This is a genomic window from Dactylosporangium sp. NPDC000555, assembly GCF_040300025.1.
Taxonomy (GTDB): Bacteria; Actinomycetota; Actinomycetes; order Mycobacteriales; family Micromonosporaceae; genus Dactylosporangium.
Map to the genome: position 1 here is coordinate 51,550 of NZ_JBEPDB010000020.1, position 12,846 is coordinate 64,395.

Here is a 12,846-nt window from a genome sequence, read left to right on the forward strand (position 1 = left end):
CCAGTCCCACAGGGGCGTTCACGCGAAGAGCCCAGGGACCTCTTCGGACAAATCCCGTAGATATTCCCGTTGCTGATCATCGAGCTCGTCGATCCTTATCGCGCGCAACGGAGCGAGCACTTCAGCGGTCAGATCGAAGTGCTCAATGATTTCTACAATCGCATTCAGTTGCGCTTCACGCGCGTCCGATTCGGGCTCGACGGATGCCGTCAGCGCCAGGAGACGTGCCACACTTTCAGCCTCGCCTTGATCAAACGCGCCAACCACATCGCCCACCGCGTCAGCACCAAACTCTCGCTCGCGCGGCGCGATGGCAATAATCCGCGTAACCAGTTCCGCGAACGGCTGAGCACCGATCACCGACGGTACTCCTCGATCCTCGAGGCGATGCAGGCAACGTGACACGCTACACGGGGTAGACCTCGAACTCGCCGAGTTGGGCCACCGGCGACATGGTGTTGCCGAAGAAGACGAGCTGCACGTATCTCGCGATGGTCGGCGGGAACGTGATCGTCACCGTGTTCGCGGTGGCCGGAGCGAACGTGTACGACCTGGTGTCGGCAACCGTGGTCCACGGGTCGGTGGTGAGCGAGGTCATGACCATGATCGTCTGGGACCGCGCCAGCCACCCGGGCGGGAGCTTGAGCACCACTCGCGACACCTGGTAGTTCGCGGCGAGCTCAACCATGATGGGCTGCGGAAATGCGTTCACCCGGCTTTCCCACGCGGTGTTCGGGTTGCGGTCGACCGCGTCCTCGGCGCGGCTCATGCCCGAGGATTCCGCCCAGACCGGCCGCCCCGCGGCCAGGTTGGGCGGCGGTGGGGTGACTCCCGTGCCGGAGAGCGGGATCGACAACGAGTTCACGGACAGCGTGCCGGTCCGCGGACCGGTGGCGGTGGGTCTGAACCCGACCGTGATGGTGCAGGAACTCGCGCCGGGCAGGGTCGCGCCGCAGGTGCCGCCGGCGCGCTGGAAGTCGCCGGTGACCGTGACGGGGGTGAGCGTCGCGGGACTGCCGCCGGTGTTGCGGAGCGTGACGGGCTGCGCCGCGCTCGTCGCACCGACGGCGGCGTCGCCGAAGGTGAGGCCGCCCGGGCTGAGCGACAGCTCCGGCGGCGATGGCGGGTCCGGCGGGACCTCGTACACCTCGAACTCCGACAGCTGCGCCGCCGGCCAGCCAGAGTTGCTGTCGATGACCAGCTGAATCTTGCGGCGGTATCCGGGCGCGAAGTCGATCGTCACGGCGTTTCCGGTGGCCGGGTCGAACGTGTACGGCCTGGACCCGACGACGGTGACGGGGTCGATATCCCCCGCGCGCACGGCGATCGTCTGCGTCCGTGCCGGCCACTGCGATTGCGGCTGCGGCGGCAGCCTCAGCACGACCCGGAAGACGTTGCGCGGGCCGCCGAGGTCGACCGTGATGTACTGCGGGAACGCGTTCTGCGGACCTTCCCAGTACGACATCGGGTTGCCATCGTTGGCGTAGGACGCCGGGAAGGGCATGGCCGAGGCCGCGGCGATCGGACGGCCGAGCGCGATGTTGCCCCCGTCCGCGGCCGCTGGGGCCGCGCCTGCGACGACCGGCAGGACGGCGCCGAGGACGACGGCGGCGACGAACGCGGCGAGCCGGGCCCGGCGCGGCCGGGACGCGGAGGTGGAGTGAACCACTGTGGTACCCCTTCCCACGAGGGGCGCGACAATCGCGGAGAGTGATGCCGGCGTCATCATACGCAACATAAACGAAACATTTCAATGCTTAATTGAGCCCGGTGCCCCAGGCTCGCCGACGGCGACCGCGAAGCGGCTCGGCCAGCCACGCGGCGTCGTGAAGATGGCGGCCACCCAGGACAGCCGGGCGCTCCAACGCCCAGATCGCGCAGGCGCTGTTCCTGTCGCAGAAGACCGTGCGCAACAACGTATCGAACGTGTTCGCGAAGCTCCGGGTCGCCGACCGGGCCGAGGCGATCGTCCGGGCCCGCGAGGCGGGCCTCGGACGGTAGCTCCGTGCGAGTCAGCGGTTCTTCGCGATGGCCGGCAGGACGGCGCGGTCCGGGTCGACGTGCAGGACGCTGAACGTGATCGGCTCGCCGTCCTGCCACCGGATCGCCAGGCGATGCGTCTCGCGTGTGGCCGGGAACAGCATCCTGCCCGTGGCCACGACCGGCAGGCTCAGCTTGGCGGGCTGGGCGCCGCGGTTCTTCACGTTGCCGCCGACCACGTTGACGAGTTCGCCCATCGCGTCGGTGACGTCCCGGTCGCTGATCTCCCCGGCGCCCATGGCCAGCATGATCGCGGTGATGTCGCCGGCCGCGATCGGCGGTACGAGCACCCGCACGTGGCCCTCCCAGGCGCCGGTGATCGACACCGAGGCGGTGATCGCCTTCGGGTCCGGCGCGGCCGGCGCGTCGGTCAGGGCGGCCGGCGGCTGCTGCAGGTACGCGTCCCAGACCTCGTTGACGATCTCGATGAGATCCCGGTCCGACAGGCCGGACTCTGCGATGGAATCGTCCGCCATGGCCGCTCCCGACGTCTGCCAACGGCACCGCCGCTCGGTGCCCCTTCCCGCATCGTGACAGCCGGAAGTTTCAACGCGACCGGTTTGGCGGTTTTGGGCCGCTCCCGCCCGGCTCGACGGTGGTTCAGCCGGCAGCGGAATACGCTCCCAGAGGGCGGCCCGGGTGCGGGTTCTCGCCTATGTTCGGCTCATGCGCACACGCTACGACCGGCACCCCGACGAGGAGCCGCCGCCTCCGGCGCTGCACACACCCTGGCTCGACGAGCAGCTGTTCGGCCGCCGCATGGTGTTCCTGCGCGGCCCGATCGAGCCCGAGATGGCCGCGCGTGCCGCGGCGACGCTGCTCGCCCTCGACGCCTCCGGCGCCGACCCGATCAGCGTGCACATGAGCGCCGAGCAGGGCAGCCTGGCCGCGGTCTGGACACTGGTCGACGCGATCGACGCGCTGCGGGCGCCCGTCCACGCGACCGCGGTCGGCGAGGTGAGCGCGGCCGCCCTCGGCGTGTTCTGCGCCGCGGCCCAGCGCACCGCGTTCGCGCACGCCCGGTTTCGCCTGGCCGAGCCGAAGGTGTCCTCGCCGGGCGGCACCGCCGACCAGGTGGTGGCGGAGGCCGGCCGCTACCTGCGCGACCTGGAGGACCTGATCCTGCGCATCTGCGCCGCCACCGGCCGGCCGCGCTCCCGTGTGGAGGACGACCTGCAGTCCGGCCGCGTGCTGACGGCCGAGGACGCCATGGAGTACGGGCTGATCTCGTCCATCGTCCAGCGCTGAGCCGCAGCGCCGCTACCCGCGCGGCCGCGCCGGGCGATGTACGCCCGGCGCGGCCGGCGGCGGTCGCGGGACGAGGTCAGGTCGTAACGATCGTGCCGTCGGGCTGGCGGGCGCAGGTCACCGCGCGGGCCCCCGTGACCGCGGCGGCGGACAGGCAGCGGCCCAGCACGGCCTGGCCCGCCGCGGTCGGGTGCCACGACTCCTGGCAGGTCTGGAAGTACGACACGCAGGTGTTGGCGATGCGCTGAATGGCGATCTTGTCCTTGCCCGACAGGCTCGTCACGAAGGTGCCGCTCGGGCCGTCCTGCAGGCGGATCGGGGTGGCCAGGGCGTTGGCCGGGCTCCCGGGGCGCTCGCACAGGCGGGCGCCGTCGAAGGCGTGCTGGACGTCCAGGAACACCAGGTCCTCGTTCGGGAACTCGGCGGCCAGGGTGTTGCGCACGTTCTGCACGAGCGTGCCGAGGCCCTGCGAGAAGAGGTGGCCGGCCGACAGGCTCGCCCGGTGGATGGGGCAGCCGGCCGCGTACCGCACGGCGCCAAGCTCGCGGAACTTGTCCCGGTCGTCCTGGCGCCCGTCGGCCTCCCAGTAGGAGCGGTCCAGGTCGAACGGAAGCGGGTTGGTGTAGTCCTGGAACACGACGCGGTGCTTGTGGTCGGCGTCGATCTCGTTCAGCGTGACGAGCAGCTGCCGCACGGCCGCGACCGTCTCGGCGGTGGCCGCGGCGAACTGCGCGACGGTGGCCAGGTCGTCGGCGGTGCACGGGGACTGCTCGACGGGGCCGTTGAGGTACGCCCAGAACTCCCACCAGCCGGTCCACGCATCGGCGATGAAGCGGTTGGCGCACTTCTCCGCCACGTCGCCGAACGTGAACGAGCTGTTGTTCGAGCCGAGGCCGACCAGCACGAGGTCGATGTTGTGGGTCTGCCCGACGGCGCGGAGCTGGTCGAGCTGGGCGGCGACCGAGCGGCCCTTGGCGCGGGCGGACGACGGGGCGGTGAAGTCGGCCGGGCGGCCGCCGGAGCACGCGAGGTTGTAGCGGTCCTGGATGCCGGGCAGGGTCGCCTGCAGCAGCGAGGCATTGGCGGAGCGGTGGCAGAAGTAGGCGTTGCTGTTCGGCGCGGACCAGCCGGGGAAGCCCTGCGCCGCCCCGTTGACGTCGACGACCGGCTGGTAGGCGCCGGCTCCCTCGCCGCTGATGAAGCTGTCACCCAGGGCGACGGCGGCGGTAGGCAACGCGGCGGCGGCCGGGGCGGCTGGGACGGCCACCGCGCCGGTGGCGACGAGGGCCACCACCAGCAGGGCACGACGGAACACGGACACGGGCGGTCTCCTCGATCCAGAATGTGAAGACCTTTCGGATCAGATCACGGACCCGCCATCAACGTCAATATGTTCAATAGATGGACATATGCACGTGGTTGGTGTGGTCGCTGCTCGGGTCGCCCTTGCCGCTCTCGTAGGTGTGCCAGCCGGCGGCCGGCGTCCAGATCTGGCGGAACCAGATCACGTACATCACGCCGAGACGCTCGGCGTTGCGCACGAGCCACGTCGCCAGCTGGGTGCCGTACTCCTTCGACGTCCCGTCCGCGACGCCGCCGAAGCCCTTCGGGTCGGCGGCGAAGTCGCACGCGCGGCCCTTCGGGTGCTCGTAGGGCTCCCCCGGCGGGCGCCAGCACGACACGAAGCGGCCGAAGCCGGCCCGCCGCACCTGCTGCAGCGCGTGCAGGGCGCGCGGGGTCAGACAGCCCTTCGTGGTCGGGTCCGGGGCGCCGCAGGTCTCGGCCGGCCACGACCCGTCCGGGTGGCGCGGGGCCGGCTCGGCGACGACGTTGGGGGTCCCGGCGCTGGTCGTCGTCGCGGCGTCGAGGAGGCGCTGCGCCTCCCGCATCCGCGCGGTGGCGAGCGCCGCCTCGACCTCGGCCTTCTGCTTGGCCATGACCGCGAGCTGCTCCTGCTGCTTGGCGACCTCGGCGTCGACGGCGGCCCTGGCCGCGTCGAGCCGGTCGCGGACGCCGGAGAGCTCCCGCAGCCGCTCGCCCTGCCGGCGGGCGATGAGCTCGAGCAGGCTCACCCGGTCGGCGAACACGCCCGGGGTAGGGCTGTCGAGCAGGGCCGCGGCGTCGCGCAGGCCGCCACCCATCTGGTACGCCGTGATCGAGATCTTCTGGGTGTCGGCGAGCATCGCGTTGTACCGCGACTCCAGGTCGGCCTGCTGCGCGGCGTACGCGGCCTGGCGCTGCCGGGAGGCGCCGAGCGCGTTCTGGGCGTCGATGTACGCGCGGTTGGCCGCGTCGAGCCTCTGCGTGAGCTCGGCCGAGCCCTCCTCGGCAGGGCCCGGGGACGGGGGCGCGGCGATGGCCGCGGCGGGGGTCAGCAGGATCGCCAGGGCGCAGATGACGGCCAGGATCCACGGTGTTCTCCACATACTGCCCGGCCCATCGGCCGCCGCCCGGGCGAGTTGACGAATTCGGGGCGGGGAGCGCCGTCAGCCGCGAGCGGCGGGTCAGCGGACCGAGGCGTGGAGCGCGGCCGTCGTCGCCGTCTCGTCGACCGCGGAGCGCACGATCAGGCGCTCCAGGTCCGACAGGAAGCCCAGCGGCCCACGCCGGCCGAAGAAGCCGTGCTCCACGCACAGCATCAGCTCGGCCGTCTCGCCCAGGTCCATCAGGAACATGAAGAAGTTCGCGTGCTTGGGCAGGCGGTCGATGACCGGGGAGCGCAGCTTCGTGGCCGGGAGCAGGTCGGCCACCCGTTCGGCGAGCTCATCCTGCGGCACCTGGGCCGGCGGCTCGGCGTCCAGCAGGGCATACCGCGTGTCGTTGAAGTAGCAGTAGCCGTCCGGCACGATGCCCCGCCGCTCGGCGACATCGGCGATCAGCGCGTCGAGGGCGCGCGGGTCGTATTCGCAGTGGGCGTACGCCGAGAGCGCCGCGTCGGCCGAGCGCCGCAGGAAACCGTCGACCGTCTCGGTGTCCAGCCGCGCCCGGGCGCAGTCGAGGCGGAAGAGGGCGTTGGAGTTGAAGGCGCCGACCAGGCCGCGGCTGGCCGCTCGGAAGCGGGTCGACACGATCATGCGCAGGGCGGCCTCGTCCTCGCCGGTATACGCGGCCAGCTGCAGGGTCGTGGCGCCCAGCAGCACCGTCGCGGATGGCACGCCGTGGCGGGCGGCCAGGGAGTTGGCGGCCAGGGCGAGCGCCGGGGACTGGATGAGGCCCCAGTCGAGGTTGGGCGTGCCGTCGCCGACCCGCACGATCATGCTCGCCGGCAGGCTCTCCAGGTGGCGGGCCCAGAACGCGAGGGCCTTCGCCTCGCGGCGCCCGCCGATCGCGGAGCGCTCGTACTCGACCCGCTCGAGCGGCTGCTGGCCGGGCTCGACCGTGACGGGCGGGTCGGCGAGCAGGTTCGCCAGGTCGCCGCGGACGATGTTGAAGCTCCAGCCGTCGACGGCCATGTGGCTCGCGGCGAGCAGCACCAGCAGGGGCTCGCCGGAGCGCACCAGCACCGCGGCGCGCAGCGGCAGGTCGGCGCCGATGTCGAACCACGGGCGGCGTAAGGCCTCGCCGAGGTCGGCCGCGGCCTCCTCCAGGCCGACGTCGCCGAGGTCGTCGAGCTCGTGGACCCGCAGCGCGATCTCGCCGGCGGCGGCGACGCGCTGGATCGGGCCGTCGGGCGTGTCGAGATACAGCGTGTGCAGCGAGTCGTGCCGCTCCACCAGAAGCCGCAGGGCGTCGAGCACCGCGGGCAGGTCGCGGCCGGGCGGGACCGGGCAGCTCACGAGCAGGTTGAGCGTGGTGTCCTCCGGCGGCAGCCAGCGGAACACGTCCCAGATCGCCAGCTGCGCCCAGATCAGCGGCCCCTCGCTGGCGCGGCCGGTGCGGTCGGTGCGGAACGCGATCGTGTTCGGGTGTCTGTCCACGACACTCACCGACCCTCTGGATCATCACCTGACGTGGAAGGACCCTCAGGTTACGACCGCGATACGAAACTTTCAATGATCTATTCGAGAACCACTCACGATCAGTACGAATCTTGCTGCAATCAGGCTCATCGCCCAAAAATATGCAATATCGTGGATAAGAGTGACCGTCAATTGGCGCTTGGCATCGCGAGAAGCCGAGTTCGGGCGGCGCAGGTCCGTGCCTGCGATCCGCGTCGCCCGACCATCATGTTCGCCGTGATTACGGAGTAAAAATGCACAAAAAGCAGCACGTTCGCTCCGTGATCACGGAGAACCCCGTGCACTGTGGGCGTCGGACGCATGACCACTGAGACTTTGCTCGGCGGACTGCCGCTGCCAGCCAAGTGACGGTCGCTCTAAGTCGCGGCGCGGAACGCCCGACTTATCTGGGGTGCGACAGAGTTCGATAAGTTGTACGGCATGTGGCGGATCACCGTAAACCACACGTGCATCGGCTCGGGGAGCTGCGTCGGCGTCGCGCCCGGACGGTTCGAGCTCGACGAGGCCGAGGGGCGATCACACCCCGTCACGCCGGACGTCGAGCCCGACGAGGCCGTGCTCGACGCGGTCGCATCGTGTCCGATGGAGGCGATCTCGGTGGTCGACCTGGAGACCGGCGAGACGGTCGAAGCCTAGGGTCTGGACCGGTCCGGGACGGGTCGACCTAGAACCCGCCGCGATAGGCGACCAGCAGGGCCTCCGCGGCCTGCACCGGGGTCAGCGTGCCGTCGAGCACCTGCCGCTCGACGCGCGGCGCCAGGTCGCGGACCGCGGGGCTGGTGCGCAGGCCGTCGAGCAGCGCGTCGCGGGTCATCGACCAGACCCAGCCGAGCTGCTGGCGCTCGCGCCTGGTCCGCAGGGCACCTGAGGCCTCGAGGGTGTCGTGGTGGCGGGTCAGCTGCGCCCACAGGTCGGGCAGGCCGGCGCCGGTGAGGCCGCTGCACGTGACGACCGGGGGCTGCCAGGTCTCGCGGCCCGTGCGCAGCAGGCGCAGCGCCCCGGCAAGCTCGCGGGCGGCGGAGCGGGCGTCGGCCTCGTGCGGGCCGTCGGCCTTGTTGACCGCGATGACGTCGGCGAGCTCCAGCACGCCCTTCTTGATGCCCTGCAGCTGGTCGCCGGTGCGCGCCAGGGCCAGCAGCAGGAACGTGTCCACCATGTCGGCGACCGCGGTCTCGGACTGGCCCACGCCGACGGTCTCCACGAGCACCACGTCGTAGCCGGCCGCCTCGACCACGACCATCGCCTCGCGGGTCGCCCGGGCGACGCCGCCCAGCGTGCCGGACGTCGGCGACGGGCGCACGAACGCGGCCGGGTCGGCGGCCAGGCGGGTCATGCGCGTCTTGTCGCCGAGGATGCTGCCCCCGGTCCGGGTCGAGGACGGGTCGACGGCGAGCACGGCGACGCGGTGCCCCTCGCCGGTGAGCAGGGTGCCGAGGGCGTCGATGAACGTGGACTTGCCGACGCCCGGCACGCCGGTGACGCCCACGCGCCGGGCCCGGCCGGCGTGCGGGGCGAGCGCGCCGAGGAGCTCCTGGGCGCGCTCGCGGTGGTCGGCGCGGGTGGACTCGACGAGCGTGATCGCGCGGGCGATCCAGGCGCGTGAACCGCCCAGCACGCCCTCGACGAGGTCGCTCAGTGCTGCAACCGGGATCGCAGCACCTCCAGCAGGTCCAGGGCGGCGGCGGCGATGACGGTGCCGGGGCCGAAGATCGCGGCGGCGCCGGCCGCGCGCAGCTCGTCGTGGTCCTGCGGCGGGATGACGCCGCCGACCACGACGAGGATGTCGTCGCGGCCGAGCTCCGCCAGCTCCGCCCGCAGCGCCGGCACCAGGGTCAGGTGCCCGGCGGCGAGCGAGTTGACCCCGACGATGTGCACGTCGGCCTCGACCGCCTGGCGGGCCACCTCGCCCGGCGTGGAGAACAGCGGGCCCACGTCGACGTCGAAGCCGAGGTCGGCGAAGGCGGTCGCGATCACCTTCTGGCCGCGGTCGTGGCCGTCCTGGCCCATCTTCGCCACCAGGATCCGCGGGCGGCGCCCCTCGGCCTCGGCGAACGCGTCGGTCGCGGCACGCACCCCTTCGACAAGCTCGTTGCCGGCAGCCTCGTCGCGGTACACGCCCGAGATGGTACGGATCTGCGCGGTGTGCCGCCCGAAGACCTTCTCCAGCGCGTCGGAGATCTCCCCGACGGAGGCCTGCGCGCGGGCCGCGGCCACCGACAGCGCAAGCAGGTTGCCGTCGCCGGCCGCGCCCGCGGTGAGCGCTTCGAGCGCCGCGTCGCAGGCGGCCTGGTCGCGCTCGGCCCGCAGCCGCTGGAGCCGGGCGATCTGCGAGGCGCGGACGGCGGAGTTGTCGACCTTGAGGACCTCGATCGGCTCGTCGGCGTCGGCGCGGTACTTGTTGACGCCGATGACCGGCTGGCGGCCCGAGTCGATGCGGGCCTGGGTGCGCGCCGCCGCCTCCTCGATGCGCAGCTTCGGGATGCCCTCGCCGATCGCGCGGGCCATGCCGCCGGCCCGCTCGACCTCCTCGATGTGCGCCCACGCCCGCTGGGCGAGGTCGTGGGTGAGCCGCTCGACGTACGCGCTGCCGCCCCACGGGTCGATCACCCGCGTGGTGCCGGACTCCTGCTGCAGCAGCAGCTGGGTGTTGCGCGCGATGCGGGCCGAGAAGTCGGTCGGCAGGGCGAGGGCCTCGTCCAGCGCGTTGGTGTGCAGCGACTGGGTGTGCCCCTGCGTCGCCGCCATCGCCTCGACGCAGGTGCGCACCACGTTGTTGAACACGTCCTGGGCGGTCAGCGACCAGCCGGAGGTCTGGCAGTGCGTGCGCAGGCTCAGCGACTTCGGGTTCTTCGCCCCGAACTCGCGGACCAGCCGCGACCACAGCAGCCGGCCGGCGCGCAGCTTCGCGACCTCCATGAAGAAGTTCATGCCGATGGCCCAGAAGAACGACAGGCGCGGCGCGAACGTGTCCACGTCGAGGCCGGCGGCGCGCCCGGCGCGCAGGTACTCCACGCCGTCGGCGAGCGTGTACGCCAGCTCCAGATCGGCGGTCGCCCCGGCCTCCTGGATGTGGTAGCCGGAGATCGAGATGGAGTTGAACTTCGGCATGTGGCTCGAGGTGTACCCGAAGATGTCGCCGATGATCCGCATCGAGGGCTCGGGCGGGTAGATGTAGGTGTTGCGGACCATGAACTCCTTGAGGATGTCGTTCTGGATGGTCCCGGAGAGCTGCTCCGGCGCCACCCCCTGCTCCTCGGCGGCCACGATGTACAGCGCCAGCACCGGCAGGACGGCGCCGTTCATCGTCATCGACACGCTCATGCGGTCCAGCGGGATGCCCTCGAACAGCCGGCGCATGTCCAGGATCGAGTCGATCGCGACGCCGGCCATGCCCACGTCGCCGGCCACGCGCGGGTGGTCGGAGTCGTAGCCGCGGTGGGTGGCCAGGTCGAAGGCGACCGACAGGCCCTTCTGCCCGCCGGCCAGGTTGCGGCGGTAGAACGCGTTGGACTCCTCGGCGGTGGAGAAGCCGGCGTACTGCCGGACCGTCCACGGCTGCGTGGTGTACATCGTCGGGTAGGGGCCGCGGACGTACGGCGGGATCCCCGGAAGCCCGTGCAGGAAGTCCACGCCGGCGAGGTCGTCGGCGCCGTAGAAGCCCTTGACGTCGATGCCCTCGGGCGTGTGCCAGACCTCGGCGGCGCCGTCCGGCCCGCCGATCGGGACGCCGGTCTCCACCCGCGGGGTGCCGAGGGCCACCTCGGAGAAGTCGGGGATCACGGCGCCACTCCCAGGTCTCGGTGCGTCTGCTGGAGCACGGCGAGCGCGTCGCAGCCGGTGTAGAGGTACGCGTCGACGCCGTCGAACCCGGCGGGCTTCCCGGCCAGCCACACCTTCCGCACGCCCTCGTCCTTCAGCCGCCGCGCGGTTTCGGCGGCCTCCTCAGCGTACGAGCGGTCGGAGCCGCAGATGCAGGCCACCGACGACGGGGCGTCGGTCAGGCGCACGCCGCCGGCCGCGAACAGGTTGCCGGCGAAGGACACGCGGGCGGAGTGCGCGGCCGGCGAGCCGAGCGCCACCAGGCGCACCGACGGGGGGGCCGCCGCGGCGTCGGCGGCGTCGCGCAGCCGTTCGAAGCCCTCGGAGTGCCAGATCCTGGGTAGACCTCCGGAGGGTGGCGGCGGTGCCGGGGCGCGGACCGGGCGGCGCTCGGCGAGATCCGGAAACTCCGACACTCCGGTGATCGGCTGCCGCCGGTGCGCGATGTCCTCCGCGCGCCGCTGCCGGGTCGCCTCGATCCGGTCGGCGACCATCCCGCCGCGCAGCGCCGCGGCCATCCCACCGGCCCGCTCGACCTCGGTGAACACGTCCCACGCGGCGTGCGCGAGGGCGTCGGTGAGCGACTCCACGTACCAGGACCCGCCGGCCGGGTCGAGCACCCGGGCCACCGCGGACTCCTCGATGAGCAGCGACTGGGTGTTGCGCGCGATCCGCCGGGAGAACCCGTCGGGCAGGCCGAGCCGCGCGTCGAAGGGCTGCACGGTGACCGCGTCGGCGCCGCCCACCCCGGCGGCGAAGCACGCGACGGTGGTGCGCAGGAGATTCCCCCACGGGTCGCGGGCCGTCATCATCGGGTCGCCGGTCACCGCGTGCTGGCGCTGGGCGCCCAGGTGCGGCACGTCGCAGACCTGCGCGACCCGGGACCAGACGCGCCGGGCGGCGCGCAGCTTCGCGATGGTGGCGAACTGGTCGGCGGTCGCCGCGAAGCGGAACTCCAACTGCTTGAGCGCCATGCCGGCGCTGAGCCCGGCGGCGACCAGTTCGCGCAGGTACGCCACGCCGGTCGCGGTGGCGTAGCCGAGCTCCTCGGCGTCGCTGCCGCCGGCGTCGTGATACACCGTGGCATCGACGGTGGCCACCGCGACGGGCGAGATCTTCGACAGGACCGCGAGCACGGACATTTCGGCGGTCGCGCCGGTCCGCGCCGACCAGCCCAGCGGGTCGGCGCCCAGGTTGCCCGACTTGTCCTCGCCGGGCAGCGCCAGGAACGCGCGCGCCGACTCCACCGTGTCCGCGCCGTTGTCCAGCACCACCGCGGCCAGGTCCAGATACACCCCGTCGAGCGCCTCGGCCAGGTCGCCGGGCGCGATCCCGGCCAGCCACAGCGAGGTCGCCCCGTTCTCGAGGTCGTCGAGGACCGCCGCTCGGGTCGCCTTCGGGTCCGGGTTGGCGTGGCGCTGCCGCACATCCCACGGCCGGGCCGCGTCGCCACCGCCGCGCACGTAGGGCACCTGCCCCGGCTGCCCGGGCGGCGGGGCCTGGTCCTCGGCGGTGTACAGCGGGGCGATGCGCAGCCCGTCGTAGGTCTCGGTCGACAGCAGATCGCCGACCGCCTCCGGCGGGGTGTCCTCGCCGGCCAGCCCGGACTTGCGCAGCACGCCCAGCGCGAGCCGCCGCCACTGCTCTAGATCTTGCACGAGGGCGCCCATGCACGGATGTTATTGGTGTGTGTCGGGTGAGCGACCACGCTTGTGACAACCTCCACCAGTCGAATATCCCACCGGTCACCCCCGGATCGGGAGCCGGAATCCGGTGATGT

General features: G+C 72.1%; 11 protein-coding genes and 1 pseudogene. 3 read left to right on the forward strand and 9 right to left on the reverse strand.

All coding sequences use genetic code 11. The annotated features are described in order from the left end of the window. Positions 1 to 18 precede the first annotated feature (18 nt). On the reverse strand, positions 19 to 360 hold the full coding sequence (locus ABT297_RS15385) for a hypothetical protein (protein WP_350549213.1): 342 nt from the start codon (positions 358 to 360) through the stop codon (positions 19 to 21). Between the two features lie 46 nt (positions 361 to 406). Further along, complete coding sequence (locus ABT297_RS15390) at positions 407 to 1,669, reverse strand: galactose-binding domain-containing protein (protein WP_350549215.1); 1,263 nt, start codon at positions 1,667 to 1,669, stop codon at positions 407 to 409. Positions 1,670 to 1,860: 191 nt separating this feature from the next. On the opposite strand from ABT297_RS15390, the pseudogene ABT297_RS15395 reads away from it, so the two are divergent. Then, positions 1,861 to 2,001: pseudogene (locus tag ABT297_RS15395) on the forward strand (response regulator transcription factor); the annotation flags it as partial. 11 nt (positions 2,002 to 2,012) lie between these two features. Here the strand turns inward: ABT297_RS15395 and ABT297_RS15400 are convergent. Next, complete coding sequence (locus ABT297_RS15400) at positions 2,013 to 2,516, reverse strand: chemotaxis protein CheX (protein WP_350549217.1); 504 nt, start codon at positions 2,514 to 2,516, stop codon at positions 2,013 to 2,015. Positions 2,517 to 2,706: 190 nt separating this feature from the next. Between ABT297_RS15400 and ABT297_RS15405 the strand changes: the two genes are divergently transcribed. Continuing rightward, the gene (locus tag ABT297_RS15405) at positions 2,707 to 3,288 is read left to right on the forward strand and encodes an ATP-dependent Clp protease proteolytic subunit (RefSeq protein ID WP_350549219.1); all 582 of its coding nucleotides are present in this window, start codon (positions 2,707 to 2,709) and stop codon (positions 3,286 to 3,288) included. A gap of 76 nt (positions 3,289 to 3,364) precedes the next feature. Here ABT297_RS15405 and ABT297_RS15410 read toward each other — a convergent pair whose 3' ends face one another. From ABT297_RS15410 to ABT297_RS15420, 3 genes are all read right to left on the reverse strand, one after another. Further along, positions 3,365 to 4,603, reverse strand: a complete 1,239-nt coding sequence (locus ABT297_RS15410) for an SGNH/GDSL hydrolase family protein (protein ID WP_502885574.1) — start codon at positions 4,601 to 4,603, stop codon at positions 3,365 to 3,367. 79 nt (positions 4,604 to 4,682) lie between these two features. Further along, positions 4,683 to 5,714: a coiled-coil domain-containing protein gene (locus ABT297_RS15415; RefSeq protein ID WP_350549223.1), complete on the reverse strand. Its 1,032-nt coding sequence runs from the start codon at positions 5,712 to 5,714 to the stop codon at positions 4,683 to 4,685. Between the two features lie 78 nt (positions 5,715 to 5,792). Then, complete coding sequence (locus ABT297_RS15420; RefSeq protein WP_350549225.1) at positions 5,793 to 7,205, reverse strand: condensation domain-containing protein; 1,413 nt, start codon at positions 7,203 to 7,205, stop codon at positions 5,793 to 5,795. Positions 7,206 to 7,667: 462 nt separating this feature from the next. On the opposite strand from ABT297_RS15420, the gene ABT297_RS15425 reads away from it, so the two are divergent. Further along, the gene (locus ABT297_RS15425; RefSeq protein WP_350549227.1) at positions 7,668 to 7,883 is read left to right on the forward strand and encodes a ferredoxin; all 216 of its coding nucleotides are present in this window, start codon (positions 7,668 to 7,670) and stop codon (positions 7,881 to 7,883) included. A gap of 28 nt (positions 7,884 to 7,911) precedes the next feature. Here the strand turns inward: ABT297_RS15425 and meaB are convergent, their stop codons facing one another. The 3 genes from meaB to ABT297_RS15440 are packed head-to-tail and all read right to left on the reverse strand — an operon-like array spanning position 7,912 to position 12,736. Then, positions 7,912 to 8,862: a methylmalonyl Co-A mutase-associated GTPase MeaB gene (meaB, locus tag ABT297_RS15430; protein ID WP_350549229.1), complete on the reverse strand. Its 951-nt coding sequence runs from the start codon at positions 8,860 to 8,862 to the stop codon at positions 7,912 to 7,914. 17 nt (positions 8,863 to 8,879) lie between these two features. After that, positions 8,880 to 11,138: a methylmalonyl-CoA mutase gene (gene scpA / locus ABT297_RS15435; protein WP_502885572.1), complete on the reverse strand. Its 2,259-nt coding sequence runs from the start codon at positions 11,136 to 11,138 to the stop codon at positions 8,880 to 8,882. After that, positions 11,024 to 12,736, reverse strand: a complete 1,713-nt coding sequence (locus ABT297_RS15440) for a methylmalonyl-CoA mutase subunit beta (RefSeq protein WP_350549234.1) — start codon at positions 12,734 to 12,736, stop codon at positions 11,024 to 11,026. Before ABT297_RS15440 ends, scpA begins: the two co-directional genes overlap by 115 nt. Between the last annotated feature and the right edge of the window lie 110 nt (positions 12,737 to 12,846).